The sequence below is a fragment of the Bradyrhizobium sp. LM2.9 genome (genome assembly GCF_054056555.1).
Genome location: NZ_JBSRYJ010000002.1, coordinates 7,733,561 through 7,752,618, shown reverse-complemented (window position 1 = coordinate 7,752,618; position 19,058 = coordinate 7,733,561). Strand labels below are relative to the sequence as shown.

Annotated in this window: 19 protein-coding genes; 11 read left to right on the top strand and 8 right to left on the bottom strand. The window is 58.4% G+C overall.

Annotation, left to right across the window (positions count from 1 at the left end; genetic code table 11):
- Positions 1 to 104: 104 nt before the first annotated feature.
- The 4 genes from ACVWW3_RS39210 (at position 105) to ACVWW3_RS39195 (ending at position 4,145) form a co-directional block, all read left to right on the top strand.
- The gene (locus ACVWW3_RS39210) at positions 105 to 1,214 is read left to right on the top strand and encodes an endo-1,3-alpha-glucanase family glycosylhydrolase (protein ID WP_456672452.1); all 1,110 of its coding nucleotides are present in this window, start codon (positions 105 to 107) and stop codon (positions 1,212 to 1,214) included.
- A gap of 66 nt (positions 1,215 to 1,280) precedes the next feature.
- Positions 1,281 to 2,030, top strand: coding sequence for a class I SAM-dependent methyltransferase (locus ACVWW3_RS39205; RefSeq protein WP_456651153.1), 750 nt, complete (start codon positions 1,281 to 1,283; stop codon positions 2,028 to 2,030).
- A gap of 182 nt (positions 2,031 to 2,212) precedes the next feature.
- Positions 2,213 to 3,403, top strand: a complete 1,191-nt coding sequence (locus tag ACVWW3_RS39200; protein ID WP_456651154.1) for a glycosyltransferase — start codon at positions 2,213 to 2,215, stop codon at positions 3,401 to 3,403.
- Positions 3,396 to 4,145 (top strand): FkbM family methyltransferase, encoded by a 750-nt coding sequence (locus ACVWW3_RS39195; RefSeq protein WP_456672386.1) that lies wholly within the window; start codon positions 3,396 to 3,398, stop codon positions 4,143 to 4,145. Before ACVWW3_RS39200 ends, ACVWW3_RS39195 begins: the two co-directional genes overlap by 8 nt.
- 418 nt (positions 4,146 to 4,563) lie before the next feature.
- On the opposite strand, the gene ACVWW3_RS39190 is transcribed toward ACVWW3_RS39195, so the two are convergent.
- The 6 genes from ACVWW3_RS39190 to ACVWW3_RS39165 form a co-directional block, all read right to left on the bottom strand.
- Positions 4,564 to 4,833 (bottom strand): hypothetical protein, encoded by a 270-nt coding sequence (locus tag ACVWW3_RS39190; protein ID WP_456651156.1) that lies wholly within the window; start codon positions 4,831 to 4,833, stop codon positions 4,564 to 4,566.
- A 515-nt stretch (positions 4,834 to 5,348) separates the two neighbouring features.
- Complete coding sequence (locus tag ACVWW3_RS39185) at positions 5,349 to 7,604, bottom strand: polysaccharide biosynthesis tyrosine autokinase (RefSeq protein WP_456651157.1); 2,256 nt, start codon at positions 7,602 to 7,604, stop codon at positions 5,349 to 5,351.
- 269 nt (positions 7,605 to 7,873) lie between these two features.
- The gene (locus tag ACVWW3_RS39180; RefSeq protein ID WP_456651158.1) at positions 7,874 to 8,488 is read right to left on the bottom strand and encodes a hypothetical protein; all 615 of its coding nucleotides are present in this window, start codon (positions 8,486 to 8,488) and stop codon (positions 7,874 to 7,876) included.
- A gap of 143 nt (positions 8,489 to 8,631) precedes the next feature.
- On the bottom strand, positions 8,632 to 10,029 hold the full coding sequence (locus ACVWW3_RS39175) for an O-antigen ligase family protein (protein ID WP_456651159.1): 1,398 nt from the start codon (positions 10,027 to 10,029) through the stop codon (positions 8,632 to 8,634).
- Between the two features lie 20 nt (positions 10,030 to 10,049).
- Complete coding sequence (locus ACVWW3_RS39170) at positions 10,050 to 10,631, bottom strand: hypothetical protein (RefSeq protein WP_456651160.1); 582 nt, start codon at positions 10,629 to 10,631, stop codon at positions 10,050 to 10,052.
- 160 nt (positions 10,632 to 10,791) lie between these two features.
- Entirely contained in the window at positions 10,792 to 11,997 is a 1,206-nt protein-coding gene (locus tag ACVWW3_RS39165) for a polysaccharide biosynthesis/export family protein (RefSeq protein WP_456672385.1), read from the bottom strand.
- A 414-nt stretch (positions 11,998 to 12,411) separates the two neighbouring features.
- Here ACVWW3_RS39165 and ACVWW3_RS39160 point away from each other — a divergent pair, with 414 nt between their 5' ends.
- The 3 genes from ACVWW3_RS39160 to ACVWW3_RS39150 all read left to right on the top strand — a co-directional run bounded on the left by ACVWW3_RS39160 (position 12,412) and on the right by ACVWW3_RS39150 (position 14,646).
- Complete coding sequence (locus ACVWW3_RS39160) at positions 12,412 to 12,867, top strand: hypothetical protein (protein WP_456651162.1); 456 nt, start codon at positions 12,412 to 12,414, stop codon at positions 12,865 to 12,867.
- Positions 12,868 to 12,941: 74 nt separating this feature from the next.
- Positions 12,942 to 13,217, top strand: coding sequence for a hypothetical protein (locus ACVWW3_RS39155; RefSeq protein WP_456651163.1), 276 nt, complete (start codon positions 12,942 to 12,944; stop codon positions 13,215 to 13,217).
- Positions 13,218 to 13,377: 160 nt separating this feature from the next.
- Complete coding sequence (locus tag ACVWW3_RS39150) at positions 13,378 to 14,646, top strand: hypothetical protein (RefSeq protein ID WP_456651164.1); 1,269 nt, start codon at positions 13,378 to 13,380, stop codon at positions 14,644 to 14,646.
- A gap of 10 nt (positions 14,647 to 14,656) precedes the next feature.
- Here ACVWW3_RS39150 and ACVWW3_RS39145 read toward each other — a convergent pair whose 3' ends face one another.
- On the bottom strand, positions 14,657 to 15,283 hold the full coding sequence (locus tag ACVWW3_RS39145) for a transglutaminase-like cysteine peptidase (RefSeq protein ID WP_456651165.1): 627 nt from the start codon (positions 15,281 to 15,283) through the stop codon (positions 14,657 to 14,659).
- 193 nt (positions 15,284 to 15,476) lie between these two features.
- On the opposite strand from ACVWW3_RS39145, the gene ACVWW3_RS39140 reads away from it, so the two are divergent.
- The gene (locus tag ACVWW3_RS39140) at positions 15,477 to 16,214 is read left to right on the top strand and encodes a metallophosphoesterase family protein (RefSeq protein ID WP_456651166.1); all 738 of its coding nucleotides are present in this window, start codon (positions 15,477 to 15,479) and stop codon (positions 16,212 to 16,214) included.
- Between the two features lie 60 nt (positions 16,215 to 16,274).
- Entirely contained in the window at positions 16,275 to 16,937 is a 663-nt protein-coding gene (locus ACVWW3_RS39135; protein ID WP_456651167.1) for a hypothetical protein, read from the top strand.
- A 46-nt stretch (positions 16,938 to 16,983) separates the two neighbouring features.
- On the opposite strand, the gene ACVWW3_RS39130 is transcribed toward ACVWW3_RS39135, so the two are convergent.
- Entirely contained in the window at positions 16,984 to 17,463 is a 480-nt protein-coding gene (locus tag ACVWW3_RS39130) for a hypothetical protein (RefSeq protein ID WP_456651168.1), read from the bottom strand.
- An 87-nt stretch (positions 17,464 to 17,550) separates the two neighbouring features.
- Between ACVWW3_RS39130 and ACVWW3_RS39125 the strand changes: the two genes are divergently transcribed.
- Both ACVWW3_RS39125 and ACVWW3_RS39120 read left to right on the top strand, forming a co-directional pair.
- The gene (locus ACVWW3_RS39125) at positions 17,551 to 17,943 is read left to right on the top strand and encodes a hypothetical protein (RefSeq protein ID WP_456651169.1); all 393 of its coding nucleotides are present in this window, start codon (positions 17,551 to 17,553) and stop codon (positions 17,941 to 17,943) included.
- Positions 17,944 to 18,105: 162 nt separating this feature from the next.
- Complete coding sequence (locus tag ACVWW3_RS39120; protein WP_456651170.1) at positions 18,106 to 18,465, top strand: hypothetical protein; 360 nt, start codon at positions 18,106 to 18,108, stop codon at positions 18,463 to 18,465.
- Positions 18,466 to 19,058: the final 593 nt, after the last annotated feature.

Here is a 19,058-nt window from a genome sequence, read left to right as displayed (position 1 = left end):
CAAACGGATCTCAGGGTCGATTTCTGGCAGAGGGTGGCTACATACGAGAACGGCCCCTGCCGCCACGGCAACCACGCCCTGAAGCGAATTGGGCCGTGCTGGACATGGTCGACGAGATCAATGCCGCCAAAACCATTGGGCTGGATGGCTTTACATTTAATATCGGCCACGTCGAACCCGAATCTTCTTACGCGATTAATCTTCAGCGAATGCTTGAGGCGGCCCAAGTTACTTCGAAATTTGAGATTTTCTTATCGATCGACGCCGTCATTGCATATGCTTCTACAAACGAAGCGCTGGTGAAGGGACTTTTGCAATATGCCAAGCACCCTTCTGTAGCAAGGACTTCGGACGGCCGGCTGCTATTGGGAGCCTTCGCTCCGGAAAGGTGGGGCGTCGCGCGATGGGCAGCCCTCTTGGAAGGGCTGTCCGCGGGGGGAGAGAGGCCGTTCTTTTTCCCCACTTTTCTGGATATCAGAAGTGTTCTTGCTTTTATGGGGCTCATGGAGGGCGCTTCGATGTGGGGAGTAAATAGACTTAGTGAACTATCCCGTCAGAGCCTTCTAGCGAAACAGTTGAAGCAGGCAGGCAAGGCTTGGGGCGCGGTAGTCTGGCCGCAAGACTTTCGGCCCTATAATCGCTGGTTTTCCGAGTCCTGCAACAGTGAGCTTTTTCGTCGTTCCTGGGAAACTGCAGTGGACGAAGATGCAAATATAGTAAACGTCTGCACGTGGAATGATTATTCCGAAGGCACGGAAATCCGTCCCTCAACTAGCATCCAGCACGCGTTCTATGACCTCTCGGGATTCTATATTGAGTGGTTTAAGCTAGCAAAGATGCCTCGCATAGCCGAGGACACACTTTACTATTTTCACCGGATTGAGGCCACCGATGCACAACAAACCGGCACGGCTCAGCCCTTTAGGTTCTACAACCGGTTTTCTGATCCAACTCGCAATGAGATAGAACTTCTCGCTTTTCTCACAGCTCCTGGCCAGCTCGGAATTGAGACTGAGTTACAAACTCACACCCTCGAGGCCCCAAGCGGCATTACCTCCTTTCGAATCCCATTGGTGCCCGGCGAAACAAGATTCTGGCTAAAACGAGCAGACGCGAACGCTATTAATCTTGCCAGCGCATTTCGGGTCCGCACCGTATCGCAATATCAGGATTTGTTGTATCACGCAGGATCATCCGCACGCTCTCATCGTTGAACCATTTTGGGGTCACGTGAGGACTTGTAGACTCGCTCCCTTAGCCGCAACTGAAGGAACAGCGAATTGGTAGACCGTGGAATTAATGCGTCGTTCTTTCCAGAAATACATGCAGGTGGCTTCTCTCGGATTGATGGCACCATTGCCTTTTATCAACGAGTTAATGCTCTCGTCACGCCTCAAACGGTTATGATTGACTATGGCGCCGGGCGCGGTGTCGGACTGTTGGACAGCGCTTCAGACTACCGACGTGGTCTCCGCAACTTCAAGGGGCGCACCGCAAAAGTCGTCGGAGTGGACGTTGATCCGGCGATCTTCAAAAATCCCTCGCTCGACGATGCGCTACTATTCGGGTCTGACGGCAGAGCACCGTTACCGTCAGACTTTGCAGATCTAATCTTATCGGATTGCACATTCGAGCATCTTACAAATCCGGAGCAGAGTGCCCGTGAAATGGACAGGCTTTTGAAGCCTGGAGGATGGATTTGCGCCCGTACTCCCAACAAGTATGGTTACATTGCGCTGGCAAATCGACTGGTCCCGGAGGCGTTAAGCCATCGCCTTCTGAAAAAGATGCAGCCAGATCGCAAGGAAGAAGATGTGTTTCCTGCTGTCTATCGCCTGAACACGTCGGCGGCTCTGGCGAAGCATTTCCCGCCGTCGCGTTTTGATCATTTCGTTTACAGTTGGGACGCAGAACCAGCCTATCACGGCAATCGGCAAGGCCTCTACCGTGCATTCCAAATCGTTCAGTATCTCACGCCCCCACGGCTAAAGACGATACTGATGGTTTTCATCCAGAAGAAGCCAGTTTAGCACCGTCCCAAGGAAGGCCCGCACTTTGGCAGAAGGACGCTTCGGTCGAAGTCATGCGCCCTATGGAGGAGTGCCAGCAACGTTTATCTCGGAAATATCGACGAGCGCAAAGTGTTTTTCTCGACCCCCCGGCTTCGTATCCTGAGCTATCCATCTGCCTCTCGAAACTTGGAAAACTTCAATTGAAGCTCCTCCATATTATCGCAACTGTTGACCCGCAATACGGCGGTCCCGTCGAAGGGATCTTGCGCCAGAGTGAGGTGATGGAAGGCACTCGAGAGATCGCATCTCTCGATCCAGAGGACGCATCCTTCCTAGCGAGGATGCCGGTGAAGACCTACGCGCTCGGAGATTATAAAACCGGTCAAGGATGGGGCCGTTTCACAAAGCGGTACGGCGTGAGCAGAAAATATCTGCGTTGGCTTAGGAATAACGTACACAACTACGACTGCGTTATCGTGAATGGTATTTGGAATTTTACTACATTGGCCGCGTCTTTGACGCTGCCGCGATCGAACGTTCCTTATTTCGTTTTTACACATGGAATGCTCGATCCTTGGTTCCGAAGAAACTTTCCGGCCAAGCACATGCTCAAGCAGCTGTTTTGGCTTCTCTGTGAGAACAGACTTTTGGCCCGTGCCGAGGCCGTGCTGTTTACGACCGTAGAGGAACGTGACCTCGCTCGAACAATGTTCTGGGGCCGGAGATATCGTGAAGAAGTAGTTGGGTATGGAACAGGGGATCCGCCATTCAGCGAAGTTCAGGAGAAGAAATTTAGAGAGCTTCTTCCAGCGCTGGGAGATCGTAAATTCCTGCTTTTCTTGAGTCGGATACACCTGAAAAAGGGGTGCGACCTTCTAATCGAGGCGTTTGGCACGCTGGCCGGGGCGTATCCGGATATCGACTTAGTGATAGCTGGCCCAGATGAATCTGGTCTACAGGCTCGTCTCCAGCAACGCTCCGAACTATTAGGAATTTCGAAAAGAGTTCATTGGCCCGGCATGATCTCAGGGGACGCCAAATGGGGAGCATTCCGATCAGCTGAGGCGTTTGTTCTGCCGTCACACAGCGAAAACTTTGGCATCGTAGTTGCGGAGGCACTCGCATGCGGAACTCCCGTGCTGATTTCGAACAAGGTGAACATTTGGCGTGAGATCGACAACGATGAGGCGGGTATCGTCGACGAGGACACGGTGCAAGGCGCATTGACGATGATCGATAAATTCTTGAGCCTAACCTCTGATGATAGACTTAGGATGGAAACGAGCGCCCGTGAATGCTTCCTAAAGAATTTTGAAGTGAGCCAAAGGGTCGCTGCTTTTCAGGGACTTTTGAAAGAGGCGATTTCGAAGAAGGGACATCGCCATGATTAAGCGAGCCAAGAAATTCGCCCGCCTATTGACGCGGCCCAAGTATAGATCAGCGTTGCTGAAGGGCGTAGCTGCCGCCGTGGAACACGAACGTGTCATGGAGAGCCTTCGCATCGTAACTTTTGTTGATGTCGGAGCCAACAAGGGCCAATTTTCCACGCTAATGAAAGAGCTGCACCCGAATGTCACGATTCACGCGTTTGAACCGCTCCGAGAAGCAGCAAAGAAATTCCGTGAGGTGCTTCAGGGGGAAAAAGACGTCACCCTACATGAAATGGCTCTGTCAGATCATCGAGGGAAAGCGGCCATACATGTTTCGGGACGCCCTGATAGTTCTTCACTTCTTCCGATCTCGGAGAGACAATCAAGCCTCTTCCCCGGCACAGAGGAGAAGGAGGTGCGAGAAATCACCATTGAGGTTGGAGACGACGTACTTAAAGCAAGCGACCTTCAGGCTCCAATAGTAATTAAGTTGGACGTTCAGGGATACGAACTCGCAGTGTTGAAAGGAATGACCGAATTGTTAGCGGCTGCGTCGTATGTGTACGTAGAGCTTTCATTCGTTGAATTGTACGAGGCTCAGCCGCTTGCTTACAACGTAATTGAGTTCCTTGCATCAAGAGGCTACGCTTTGCACGGCGTTTACAATCTGACGGAGTCAGAGGGACTCAGCATCCAAGCCGATATTCTGTTTAGGAATTTGCAAGTACCCGTTGTCGGGAGCAAGGCAAGCGCCAGGACATGACGTCCTCAGACTTGCAACTATCTTTGAAGTATTGAGTACCTAAATGTCGATGCGTTGGAGAAAGTCCCTAAAATAGCGTCGGCCCGTTGATTCGCATTCAGAACCAGTTCTTTGCATCGATCACTCTGAAAGTAGCAAACCTTAACTTTTATCAATCGTGAGCAATTGTTCTTCACGCTAACGATGTGGTCGACCATCTTAGGATTTACAAGTTGGGGTTTAGATGCGGCCTCTACATCTAAGCAGGGCCTACCAAGAGGATCACGAATTACTGGTGTTGTGGTCTGATTTGCGACAGAAGACTGCATCGTGAATTTGGGCGCCTGCGAGCCGCTGGTTTCGGCATCTACGGCCGTCGAGAATAGCAAGGCGCCCATCATCAATCCATACGCCCTAAATCCAGTAAGACGTCCTGCTCTCACGGCTGCCACCACTGCCTGTCCCCCAAATCGATTCCCGGTACTGAAATCTTCGCTCCTTCGCGTGCCAAGCGGCGCGCTAGTGCTTCCCGAGAAGTGGTATCTGTGCTCCGCAAACCCGCTAAAAGAATTTCTCTGTAGCTCCAACCAACACCGAGCAAGTTGGCGGCCGCCTCCTCGGTCAGATCGCTACCGACCATACTAACAAATTCGTTAACAACGCTCTCCTGCAGAGAATTGTTGAGAAGGGAAAAAGTCGCGAGCGCCATTCGGTTTCGTCGCAACGCTATCCACATCTCCCGTGGTCCTGTCGCGTATGATTGCCCAAGAATAGTGGTAGACGTCGCATCAAATCCGTTGCGTGTGACCTCAAGTGAGTACAGCAACATCCACAAAAATGAATCGGATGGATTCAGCGATAAAGCCGATCTCAGCCCCTCATCAGCTGACAGGGCCGCGTGATTTGCCTCATCCGAACTCCTTCGTAAAGCTCGTTCTTCCGCAACCGATAGAAGGATCAGCGCCTTGGATCTGGATAGATCGCTTCGCCAAACACAACACTCCGAGATTCCTTGAATGGACGTTAGTACCCCCTCAAGGACGCTGCCCCTGAAACGCTCATCAGCAACGATCCTTGCAGTAACTCCCTTAAGAGGCGCCGCCGCCGAGAACTGGGGTATCAGAGGAGCAGACCAAACAACGCTACTTAAGCCGAGAAGCAACAAGAGCCCTCGTATCCACCCTTTTGGAACGGCCAAGCGTCCCAGCATGAAGGGCTCGCGCACTATTCCACGTATCCATAACGTGCGTAATATTTCTGATAATAATACCTGCCGTGATAGGATTCGTACCGGGACAGTAGCTTAGTGTCGGCCTTGTTCAGCACCACGCCCAGCAGCTTGTCCTGGATCTCCGGCGAGCCACGCAGATTGTGCTTAACGACGTCGATCTTGGTCCGGCCCCACTCCACCACGAAAACGTAGGAGTCGACGAAGGACGAGGTGACGCGTACGTCCACCACGGGCGCCATCGGCGGCATGTCCAGCACCACGTAATCGAATTGCGAGCGGAGCTGGGTCACCAGCGCGTGCATCGCTTTCGAGGCCAGGATCTCGTTGGTGTGCAGCAGTTTCGAGGTGGTGCCTGCGGGCAGGATCGAGAGCTTGGTCTGGGGATCGACGACCAGCGCGTCCTCAAGCCGGGCCTTTTGGGCGACGACGTCGACCAGGCCGATCTTCGCGTCGGGCACCAGCGCGCGCGACAGCGACGGGTTGCGCAAATCGGCATCGACCAGGATGACCCGCGCGCCGCCATGCGCCATCAGCTGGGCGAGGTTGGTCGAGAGCGTGCTCTTGCCCTCGTTCGGCAGGGTCGAGGTGGTCGCCAGCACGCGGTTCTCGCGCACGATGGAGTTGAGATCGATTGCCACCTTGAGCGAGCGCACCGCTTCCGAGAAGCGCGACAGCGGATTGTCGACGACATAACGAAGCAGGTCCGGCTCGGGATTGCCCTTTTTGCGGCCGAGCTGGCCTGGCAGCACTGGGGCGGACGCTTGCGGACCAAGCGCCGGCAGGATGGCGATGCAGTTGGTCCCTAACTGCTCCTCGACTTGCCCGGTTGTGCGGAACACCTTATCGGTTAGCTCGCGGGCCATGGCGGCGCCAAAGCTCAACATAAGCCCGCCGAGCAGCGCTGCGGCCAGAATGAGCAGCGACTTCGGAGCGCTCTTGACCAGTGGCGTGGTCGCCGCGCTAATGACGCGCGCCTCGGTGATCGGGAAAGACTGCTGCTGCACGCTCTCCATGTAGCGCTGCAGGAAATTGTCGTACATCGCCTGGTAGGACTGCGCGGTGCTGTCGAGCTCGCGAAGCTGAATCTGCGCCTGGTTGGTGAGCTGCGATTCCGATACGACGTTGGCAAGGCTCGACTTGATGCTTTCCTCGCGGGTCATCGCGATGTCGTAGTCGCTCTTGTAGGATTCCTGGATGCGCTTGAGCTCCGCGCTAATATTTTTCTTGATCTCGGCCATCTGGCTGCGCAGGTTCACCGCGGCGAGGTGATCGTGGCCATACTTCGCCGCCCAGATCGATTCCTTGGAGGCCATGTCGACATATTGGCCGCGCAGCTTGACGATGGTGTCGTTCTTCAGCGCGTCGGCGACGTTGGCGTCCGGAACGTCCTGCTTCTGGATGTCGTTCATTCGGTCGAGCCGCGCCCTGGCCTCGGCGGTGGACGCATGCGCCAGGATCAGCTGGCTGTTGACCTCGGCGAGCTGCTGCTCGTTCATCAGCCGGCCGCCGGTGTCGACGATGTTGTTGGCTGTCTTGAAATCGACCACCGCCCGTTGCGCCGCGGAGGCCTGGGTGCGCAGCTCCTTGATGCGGTCCTGGAGCCAGACGCTGGCGCGGCGTGTTGCCTGGTATTTCGCCTCGAGCTGGTCGACGATGTAGGCATCCGCGATGGCGTTGGCGACACGCGCCGCCTTTTGCGGATCGCGCGAGGTGAAGCCGATCTCCATCACATAAGTGAGGCCGAGGCGCTTAATCGTGCGGTTGCTCTCGAACCGTTGCAGCGCCTTCCGCGTCAGCTCGAATTCGGAGGGCGCTTGCCCGGAGGAGAACAGGCCTGTGACTGAACCAATAAGCGCGCCCAACACGCCGCTGCCGCTGCCGCTGAATTCGGGATCGTCGATCAGATGCAGGTCGCGGATCACCGAGAGGCTGATGTTCTCGGATTTCAGGATCTCGACCTGGGTTTCGATGGTTGCAGAATCGACCGCGATGTCGCCGAGCACCGATTGCTGCTGGAACAGCTGCACCTTGCGGGTGTCGATCACCATTGCCGCCGTGGAGGTAAATAGCGGCGCAGCGGTGAAGAGATAGAGCAGCGCCAGGATCACGGAGGCCGAGACGATCGCGACGATTGTGGGGAATTGCCGCCTGACAATATCGACATAGGAGGTGAGCGTCTGGGCCGGCGAGCTTTCAACCTCGGCGTAGTCGCGGTTGATCTCCGACGAAGGCTTATTCACCTGCAGCATTGCGCAATTCCTGAAATCGTCCAGTGACTGGTTCTGGAGGATGGCACTGGGGAAAGAGAGTCACGCGAGCAAAAGCACTCAATAAGATCAGCAGTTGAGCGCGAATATAACACGCGGAGAAACGCAGCTGAACTCAATTGATGCATCGCAACGATGCCGGCACATTACAATTTGCTCGAAAGCTTAACGCTGAAACACAAAACGGCGCCTCGAAGCGCCGTTTTGCCGATTGAACGATCCAGCCGGATCGCGCGCTGACCTTTACAGGCTCAGCGCGGGCTGACGCTGTTGGTGGTGCCGGTGACACCGTTGCCCGCGTTGGGCGTTATCGTGTTCGCATAGTGCAGGCCGCCGAAGGTGCCGAGGGTCCCGCCCTGTCCGCCGTTGGCGAAGCCGCCCGCTCCGGTCGGGCCGCCCGAACCGGAGCCACCACCGCCCGCGCCACCACCGGTCGCGGCGATCTGGACGTCGCCGGTCGCGGCCTGGTAGGCGGCGATCACGTCGGGATTGTTGGTGCCGGCAATCGCGGCCTGGATCTCATTGGCGAAAGCCTGGTCGCTCGACGCTGCCAAGCGGGCGAGCTGGGCGAGGCCGGCCGTGATCGCGCGGATCTGGTCCTTGCTCGTCGCGGGGTCCTTGAGCAGCCCGATCAGCGCCGGAAGCGTGGAAGGGTCGGACGCACCGAGGTCGCGCACGCGCGAGATCAGCTGCGCACCGCCCGGATATTGCTGAAACAGGATGCCCGGGGTCGTCTTGAAATCCGAGATCACCTGCGTCGGCAGCTGACGCTGCGGCGGATAGACGGCTGCGCTGGCGGCGCTCGAAATCGTCGCGGCGAGGGCCGCGGCCGCGGCCATGCGAAGCGCGAACTTGATAACGCTCATAATCAACCTCCAAAAAAAACAGCTGCCCCGTTTTGGCCGCTTGGAAGTGCGGACAAATGGCTGTGCAGTGCGGAACCTAACCCAAGCGTTGCGGTCTGTCCACTTAATCTAAAGACTTCGTAAACGGCACAACTGCTTCAAATCTAGACACTTTTGTGAACCTCGGGGGTCCGGAACGACTGCGCCAGGCCCGCCCCGAACAGCGCAAAGAATGGAATGCTGTAGCCGGGCACCTGGAGCGTGAAATCCAGGCAGGAATGCAGCAGCGAGAGCGTCGCGGTCGCCGCCCCCGCGAGCGGGATGATGGCATCGCGCCGCCGCCGGAATACACCCTTGGCCAAAACGGTAAACATGATGACCCAAGCGAGCGCCACCAGAAGCGCCATCGGGATGCCGACCTCGGACGCAAGCTCCAGCGGCGTCGAATGCGCGGCATCCCAGATGCCGCGAATCGAGATGTTCGGGCTCCGGTACGGCGGGAACGCCCATTGGAAAGTGCCCATGCCGGTGCCAAACCAGGGATTATCGGCGATGATCTTGAGGGTCGATTTCCAGCCCTCGATGCGCCCTTCATCGACCAGACCCTGGCTATCGAAGCGGCTGGAGACCCGCCCGCCCAGCAGTTGCAGCAGGCCGAGCGCGACCGCGATGCCCGCACCGAGCGAGATCCAGACGCCGGTGCGCGGCGGCAGGTCCTTTCTGAGGAAGACCGTAAACGACGCGATCATGGCGAGCAGCGAAAGGCCCACGCCGGCGCGCGAGCCGGTCATGAACATCGCCATGAGGCAAACCAGCAGAGCCGCGAGCTGAGGCAGCACGTCTCGTGGAGGGATCTCGCCAACATCACGCGACAGTCGTCGCCACTGGATGTGCCGATCGGGCAGCCGGCGGCGGACATCCTCAAGGATCAACAGCATCCAGATCACCGCGCAGGAGCCGAAATACGCCGCCGCCGTATTGCGGTTGATGAACGTGCCGGTGACGCTGCCGAGATACGCCGTCTTGTCCCGCCACAGGATCATGGTGGGCTCGATCAAGAATGAGGCGACGCCATAAAGCGCGTAGAGCGCTCCGGAAATGGCGATGACCCATAGCATGCGACGGCCGCGCTCGCGGTTTGCGCCGACCGTGATGCCGAGGACGATTGCGAGAATGTTGGCCAGCGGCGCTCCGAGCGCGAAGAACGCCTCGTTCTTGACGATCGACGCCGAGGGCGCAATCGGCACGCCCAACAGATCGGACGCCTGCTTCCAGATCGGCTGAAACGGTGCGACCCAAGGATGGTCGGAGAGCTGTTCGTGCAGCACAAAGGCGTACGCGGCGACGATGATGCCGATGCCTGCGAGCAGCCAAAGTTGCGGCCCGCGCAGATCGCGCGTCGGCGCGAAGATCAATGCCGTGCCGAGACACAGGCACCAGAACGCGATCGAAAGGTCGTTGGTCGAGCCGAACGGAAACGGCGCGCCTGCCATAACGAAATAGAGAATGAAGGCCGCCGGAAGGCTCCAGGACCATTGAATGTTTGGGAGCCGAAGGCGCATCGTCGTTATGCCGACCTGCTTTAGAAGACGCAATCAATGGGATAGATCTTCAGATCTACATTCAGACGGCTGTTTCGAGTCTGGGCCCGGAAGCCATAGAACAGCCCCAGGTTATCACTCCCCTGATCGAGCTTTATTCCAGGGGTTAATTCGTCGGGCGGCACCAGATTGCCTATGTGACGGTTAATGCCGGATATCTCGATACGCCCCACCCCCTCGCCGAAATGCCCGGCGAGTTGAGTGACCGTCACCTTGGGCAGGCCCCGCCGCTGATGGCAGACCTCCTCCTCCCATAGCTTTGTTTGTTCGACGAGAGGTTTGCCCGCTCCCTCGGGCACAACGATATCCGGAAAGGACGGGTGCAGCATCCCGAAGAACCGGCTCTCCTTGGAATTCGCCGACAGCCGGACTGTGAATGAAACTTCGCCCTTGGCACCCCGAAGGCGCTGAAAGATCGGCGCGTCGGGCTCGGCAGAGACCACTACATCGATCCGGTGGCGTACTCCGAACTCCCCCGTCGCACCGGCAGCGTGATCGAACAGAACAGGCCCCCCGATGATGAGGGTCAGAAAACGCCAGAATGCTGGTCGTCGAAAGCGCATGACGTCCCTCGCAACACTGCGGGGTGACCGACGATCGGCACGCCTTGCTCAGTGGTGCCTTGATCCATAACCCGAACAGGGCCGCCTTGATTGCTAAACGAAAATGGCACCGGGACAAAGCCCCGGTGCCATCGGATGTCGTGGATCAGGTTGGCCCCGCCTACGGCGCCAACTTGATGTTGTTGCGGAAGATCAGCGCATCGTTCGACAGATTCACCGCATCGCTGCCGGTCGCCATGATCACCCTCAGGAAGGTGAGGAACTTGGCAGTTTCGACGTTGCGCGAGTTCGAGACGTAGATCACGTCGCTATTCTTCATCATGACCTTGGTGGCGAGGAAGAAGCCACCCGGATCGCGGAAGTTCACGTTGAAGATGACCGGGACCGTCTCAGAGGTGTATTTGCTGACGTCGATGCCAAGCTGGGCAGCAACCTCACGCGGCTCGCGGCGATAGAGAAACACCGCAGCCGGATCGGCTTGACCATCCAAAAGACCGCCGGCCTTGCCGACCGCTTCGCCAAGGTTGATGCGCCAGGCATCGAAGTTAAACTCGCCGCTCTGACCGCTGGCACCGAACGCCAGGAACTTCTGCTGTTCGCGATAGACATAGACGCTGTCGTCCGGACGAACATAGATGTTGTTCTCCGGGCTCATGACCAGGTTTTCGAATGGCACTGTCGCTCGCTTGCCGCTTCGCTCGAGCATGACCCAGGTCTCGAAGCCTTGGCCCTTGATACCGCCTGCGCGCGTAATCGCGTCGAGCACCTTGTCTTTTGCACCCGCGGCGCTCGCCGGATAACGCGCCGGTGCATTGACTTCGCCGAGCACGCTGATGAGTTGGGTTCTCTGCGACGACATGGCAACGACCACCTGCGGCTCGATAGCGCGATTGGCAATCTTCTCGACGATCGCACGTTGGATCGCGACCGCCGTGAGGCCGTTGGCCTTGACCTGACCGGCGTATGGCACCGTGATGAAGCCGTCATTGTCGACAGCCTGGTCCGGGATCGTCACGAAGTTACCCGGACGGACACCTGCTTCGGCCGGGATGAACAGACCACCCGCCGCCGCGGCTTCGAAGATGGTGACGCTGACCACGTCGCCGATCCCGAACACGATGCTGGCCGGGGGGCGCTTGTCCGTGAACGCCCCTGCAAGCCCCTTGGGCTCATGGGTGTGGAGGATCTTCACGGTGGCGGGGTTGAGCGGCACCAACTCGTAGGCCGGCGCATTTTCCGTCTGGATCTTGTTGTTAACGTCATCCGTTAACGGCCCCGAGCCGGGGTTCGTTGAACACGCCCCAAGCGCCAAAGCGACCGCTAGAAACGCCGGCTTAAATAGATAAGTTCTGGCAAAGGAATGCATGAATCGCGCCCTATAGTCCCCAATTACCCTCGATTGGTACGGCGGAGTGGGCGGTGCGGCAAGGGTTCCCGAGTGGTTAACGGTGCGATCGGTCGCCTACTGTTGCGTGCGGGCAACTCTTTGGGGCTTAGTTTAACCCATTGTGACTATTTGTTGTATTTCGTGTGCACGGTCGGCAAGCAAACGCCCAAACGGCGGGCTCAGCGGTCCGAGCGACGGGCTTCTTGACCTTGCCTCCGTCTGCTAAAGCTGGACTCGATTGAGATGGGATTTCCCGTGTCTGGCCTCTTTCTGATCACACTGCTGACAGGTTCGCTCCTTGGTAGGGCGGGCACCGCGCATTGGCCGTCAGCCCCGGCCACTCCTTGCGCCGACAGCGCGCAATCCCCGTGTCAGGGGCCGCCCTTTGTTGAGGTGGCCACACCTGCTCCCTCCTCTGCTCCCTCCTCGGTCTGGAAATTCACCCGAACCCAAGGGACCAAGGAGGGCGAGAGCTTCGCCGCCATCGCCAAGACGGCCGACACTGCCCAATCGGATCCGGATTTTGCCGGCCTGATCGTTCGCTGCGCTCCGAAGGGCAAGGTGGACGTGCTGGTGGCCTTGATCCGGCCTTTCTCGCCAAGGAGCCACCCCAAGGTCACAATCACCACAGCAATGGGTGGCACCCTGACATTCGAGGCCAGCATGGCGGCGGCAGGCGCTGCAGTCCTATTGCCCGATGAGGTCTCCGCCTTTGCCGCGGGCAAGTGGCAGACGACGCCCTCGCTTTCGGTGGTGGTCAAGGAAAGCGACAGCGAGATCAAGGGTATGGTGGCCCTGAACGGGCTCCGGGAGGCCTATCATTCGCTGCTGACAAATTGCGGCCAATAGGCAGAATTTAGCCATACAGCTTAAGGCTCTTTTTAGGGTGCGGAACCTAAGGTCCGGAGCACGGAGTGTTTCGGATGACCGAGCTTTTGATTTTCAGCTTTCTTACAGGCGCTGTGCTGGGCCAGCGCTTTCGGGTCTTGGTGCTTTTGCCATTGACCTTGGTCATGGGGCTCGCCGCCATCCCGGTTGGATTGATGGCCGATGTCAGCTTCCTTGAAGGCCTGAAGAACCTGGTGCTCGCGGCCGTTGCTCTCCAGGCCGGCTATCTCTTCGGCTCGGCCGCTCGCTTTGGCTTGGCCGCCGCTCGGGCCGGCCGCGTGTTTGCTCGGCCGGTCAACACCGTTCGCTGACCTCTTCGGCGGGACAATCAGGAGCTCGCCTGAGAACCCGCTGGGCAAAGCTTCGTTGCGTGCGAGGCTTTCCGTTCGTCGAGAGCAGACCTCTGTTTGAAAAACGATCGACGGCTTGTATGGTGCCCTGACCGGTTCAGGATTCCTTCGAGCGCGCTGTTTGTCCCTCGCTTATTTTGCCCTCATCGTCGCGATTGTTTCCGCTTCAGCTCTCGAAATTGCCGGCGCCAAATTCGGCGCGCAGCTCGGGATGATGGCTGCGGCGCTGAGCCTATTGGCGGCAGCCTTCGGCGCACGAAAGGCCGACTACGAGCACTATCTGCGTGCCACGGGGTGGGGCCACTCGGGTCTGATCGCCATTCCGCTTTTTATCGCAGCCCAGTTGGCGCCGCTTTGGCTCCGCTGGGCGCATCCGATCTGGGCGAGTGTTCAAGAGGCCTTGGGTGGCCTGCCATTTGGGCCGGTCACAGCCGACATCGGATTGACGCTGAACGCGCTGTTCTTGGCGCTTGCTGCTCTCTCTCTGGTCGGGGTTACGATTGTCGTGGTCCGCGACCGTGGCCGCGCCGAGCTGGTTCTTTTTGTCTTGAGCGGAATAGCCACAGTCTGCGCCCTGGCCTTGGGTCTGCATTGGCTCTCGCCGGGACTTATGGCTACTGCCCCCTCAGACTTGACGACAACCTTTGCCGGCCTCGGCACTATGCTGAATTTGGCCGTCATGCAGTTGGCCGCTGAGCGGGCCGAAACGCGTCACTCGCTCGTTCGCTCGATTGCGATCGGCCTTTGCGGTCTCGTGGGCGCTCTCGCAGGAGCTGTTGCGATCTTTGGCTTGTCCGGCACGAACAGCGCGATCGCGGCAAGCTTCGGTGTCGTGCTGATCTTGCTGATCCTTGTCATTCGCCGGCTCGACCTGTCGCCCTTGGCTGCAGGCGCGCTGTCCGTTGCCGCATTGATCGGAGCGACCATCGTCCTGACCTTCCTCTTCGAGAAGAATTCCGGCTCCATCCTCTTGCGGCTTGTCCCGGATATAGGTGCTGAAACGAGAGCCGCGCTTGAACGAATGTTGGCCGACACCCGATGGTTCGGTGCGGGCGCGGGGACCTTTTCGGCCGTAGGCAGAATCTACCAGAGCGATTCCGGTGCGACTTTAACGGCGCCATCAGCCGCGATGGCGATCTTTACGGACACGGGATGGATTGGCCTGGCTGCCGCGCTGCTGGTGGGCGTGACAGCTCTGGCGCGACTTTTCTTGGGCGCTTTGCAGCGCGGACGCGACTCGTTCTTCCCTACGACGGCCGCGGCCTGCCTTCTCTTCGCGCTTATTCAGGGCTTCGCCGGTCCGGGACTGCTGCGCCCGGCGGCGATCCTGTGCCTTTCGGTGATCCTGGGACTGGGATTGTCGCAAAGCGTCAGCCAGTCCTCACGATAGGCGCTGGCAATTAGACGTCGCGATCACCGAGTGAGGCCCAGTAAGTCGGGTTCTTGGGTGTCTGAATGCGAACCCAGCGATAGGACTTCTTCGACCACGGCAGGATGTGCCCGGTCAGGTTATCGAGCACGAGATCGCCGGAGGAGGTCCGCACCACGACCACGAGATGATGCTCACCCCAAGGCACCACGACCTCGCCGAGCAGCACCGACCGCGCCGGGAAACCCTTGGCGATCAGATCGTGGCGTTTTGTCACGGCATAGTCGTTGCAGTCGCCGCTCGTCGGATGAAGCAGCCATTTCTCTCCGCGCAGCCCTTCCAGATTGGGCTCCGGCCGGATCGCGCTGTTGACCTGCTGATTGACCTCCTGAAGCTGGGCCATACGCTCCGCCGTGAGTTTCAGACGCCCGCCCCTGAACACGATGTGCTGCGGTCGCGGCTTACACTCATCCTTGTACTTCAGGCAAAAGATCGTGAACGCCATTGGCGCCAGCGTCGGCTGGTCGAACTTGATGTATTGCATGGCACCGCGCAGTCCCAACGGCGCACCGACGAAGGCGGCCCTCGCGCTCTGCTGGACCCCAACAGCCACCACAACAGCGGCCACGGCCGCCAGGAACTTTACAACTTTGCGCATGTCGCGCTCCCCGTTCTTGTTGGGGAAACGCTACGCGAGACGTCTTGAAATACGGCTCAAAGGCCAAGCGATCCTTTAATCAAAACAGCCGCGAGTCTGTCAGAAACAATTAAGAATACCGATATGTGACTTGTTCTGCTAAGAGCGATCACGACGTTCCGCTCGTGACGGCAGATGCGATTCGACCGACCTGATGGGCCTTTCCAAACGCTTTCGTAAAGATATTAAGCCGCGGCTTCCCGATGGCGTTCGTATCTATGCCATCGGAGACGTGCATGGACGGGCCGACTTGCTTCAGTCCCTCTTAACCGTCATCGACGCCGACCTTGCGCGCTCCGCTCCCCAACGAGCCATCCAGGTGTTTCTTGGCGATTACGTCGACCGGGGCCCGGACTCACGCGCCGTGCTTGACCTCCTGATCGAGCGCTCGAAGTCGCACGAGACCGTTTGCCTCAAAGGCAACCACGAGGTCTTCCTGCTCGAGGTCCTCAAGGACCCGGCGCGCCTGCAGGAGTGGCGCCACTATGGAGGCCTGCTGACTCTTGTTTCCTACGGCATTAACCCGACGATGAATCCGACGGCTGAGGAGCAGATTGAGTTGATCGAAGGGTTGAGGCGTGCGCTTCCGCCGGAGCATCTTTCATTTCTTCAGCAGCTCCGCACCTCCTTTGTGTGTGGTGATTTCTTTTTTGTTCACGCCGGCGTCAAGCCGGGCGTAGCCCTCGATCGTCAAAAGGAAGAGGATCTGCTCTGGATCCGCGAGGAATTTCTCGAGTCCGAGCGACGCTTCGGTAAATATGTCGTCCACGGTCATACCCCGGTTAGTGCTCCCGATATCCGCCCCAACCGGATCAACATCGACACCGGCGCTTATGCGACCGGCAACTTGACGCTCCTCACGATCCAAGGCGATAGTCTGCTGGCAATTTAAGGCGATCGTAGAGCTGTCGGCCTACTCGGTCCGCCTCACCCGAATATTTCGAAGTCAATCATGAACCGCATGTTCCTGCTTCGCGTCATCGGCTTCTGCGCCGCAGTGCTCTTGCTGCTTCATGCAGGATTGGGATCCTACGGCGATCTCACGCGACCGAACTTTCGGGCGAGCGATTTATTCTTTGGCGAGATTCCGCCCGACAAGGCCATTGTAGCGACGTCGGGGGTACTGGCGACCTTTTCGTTCGATGGCGACTTGCTCGCGAACTACGCCGCAGCGAAAGCCGCGGACATTCTTCACCATCCCTCAGCCGATGCGAAGGGCCGAGCGACCGAGAACAAGGCGGCCCAAGGCGCTGTGGTTGCAGCCTTGAAAGTATCGCCGATCCGTCCCGCGCTATGGCTCACGCTAGGCACGCTGAAAGCTCAATCCGGCGAGCCGGTAACGCCTGCAGTGAAAATGTCTTACCTGGCCGGAGCCGTGCCGATGGCCGTTGCCTTCTCCCGGGTCCAAACCGTAACGTCGAGCGCGGCCGCAGCCGACGACGAGATCAAGCTGCTGGCGCAATCGGACATTCGCTCAGCGCTGGCCCACCGCTCTAGTTACGAGCCGCTCCTGATCGCGGCCTACGTGCAGGCAACGCCACAAGGCAAATCGCTGCTTCTGGAGGCCACGCAGGTAAACGATCCTAAGTTCAATGAGATCTTGCGGCGGTATTAAATCGAGGGCGCCCTTGCGCGGCTTGGCTTAGGCTGCCAGACGCTCCTCAGCGCACCGATTTCGGATTAACTGGCACAAAATCCTGTTCGCCACGCGGTTGATCCGATCGCCCCTGGTAGACGAACATGCCCTTCTTGGTGGCGATGATGTCGCCTCGCTGCAAGCTCTCGTCGTTGAGGATGCGTTCGGTTGCGACGATCTCCGGATCTTCCGGGACCGGCTTGTACACTTCCGGGTGCTCCCGCCGCTCGCGCGAGACCTCTTTGGCCCGTCGCCGTCCGTCTTCGATCCGCTGCCGCCATTCGTCGCGCGTCAGTTCGAGCTCACTTGGCGGAAGGTAGTCATTGAGTGAGGGCTCCGGCTCTGTCTGAGCAAGACAGGAGTGCGCACAGGTTAGGCAAAGCGCGAATCCACCAGCAATGATGGCCGCTCGAGACAGCGCCACAAACTGCCGCGCGTAAGTCAGTGAGTGGTCACGCCGAACGGCTCGCACACCAATAACTCCAAAGACCGGGCAAAAGACCATCTCCTCCCCTGCAGTCTATACCTTTGCCGATTGCAAGACAGCCCTCACAGGCAACCTTTGTGCTTTAGCTCGCGAGGATTTCAGCCCGTGGTCCGCAGCATTGCTTTCTTGGCTCTCGTCATCTGGTTAGGGACTCAGTCTGCGTCTGCAGGTCCGATCGAATACCCGCAAGTCATCCATACGCAATACGAAGCAGTCGATCAGAAAGCCGGTGGTCACTTCGTTCTGTGGTCCGAGCGTGAAAGGATTTTCTATGGCCTCGACCAGAAGCTTTTCCCGGGAGCCCGGTTTGTCCATATCACCCAGGTTACCCCGAGCGTCGGTTCGATCACGCTAACCTATGTCGAAGTGCGGACGGTCAGCAGCACCAGTTCGGACTATTTGTACTTGGCGGGAAATGTCCGCTTCCGCGTCAGCGGAATGACCCTCAAGTCCAGCAACTTCCCCGCCGGCGGCGGGATGACGCCCAGCAGGCAGTAGCCAGCCGGGCGCTCAGGCTGCGTCACAGCGATGATTGCAGGCGTCCGCCGGCGCAGGGTCGATGTCCGTCTGGCAAGTCCTTAGGTCTACGACCTCATTAGCTCATCGATATTAATCACGAACACTCCGCTCGCGGGATTGCCGAGAATGTGCGAGAGACCAATGTTGCTGCTGGCCTGCATCGCAGCTTCCTTAATATCCACCATGGCGGCTCAAGCGAGCCCGCTTTGCGTCAAGGAGCGGACGCGGTTTGCTCTATCAGAGGATACGGTGAAGTGGATGATGACGGTCCAGCCTGGCGCGGACTGCATCCAGGGACTGCGTTGGTCGTATATGCAAATCTTCAACGTGTCGGTCGTGAGCGGACCATCACACGGACAGCTGGCGGTCGTTGGGTCCGGCTTTCGATATTCGGCGAAAGCCGAAACGCCGGGCACCGATAGATTCACCCTTCTGATCTCGGGCAAGAACCGTCATGATGCCGGAACGTCGATGCTGGAGGTCGAGGTAAATCCCCCATAGCCCGGCTTATGCTTCGATTATCGCCGGCTCGACCCGCTGCCCCGGGTCCTGCTCCCGTAATAGGGGCGAGCACGCCCTCCGTTGGTCCGGGGCGCCTGAATCTGGCTCGGAATGTTTCGCGTGGCCGTGCTCGGCGAAGGCTGCGACGGATTGACGATAATCACGTTGCGATTGGGCGTAGACGGATCATTGACCCCCTGGGCCCGGATGCTTGGGGCCCACGTGCTTGCGGTCACAAGAAGGGTAACTGTGGTCAAGACTAATCGTTTCATGAGATATCTCCCGAGCGAGAACGTCGGAGAGGTGATCACCGTTCCTTCACAGTTGCTTGGGTCGTCATTGCCGAGGCACTGCGATCAACTTGCCGTCCCTCCAGACCCCCTGCGCCGCCGTCCCGCTCGGCAGCGTGCCCGGCGCCAGGTTCCGGACGGCTGTCGGTCGTGAGGCGCTCTGGGCCGTTTGGGTCTTCTTCGTAGGTGAGGTCACGATGCTGGTGCTCGTCAAATTGGCCTTGTCCTTGGTCCCTTGTGCAAAAGAAGGTTGCACCAGAAGAGCCACAAACGTGAGTGCTATGAGACCGTCGCGCATGATCA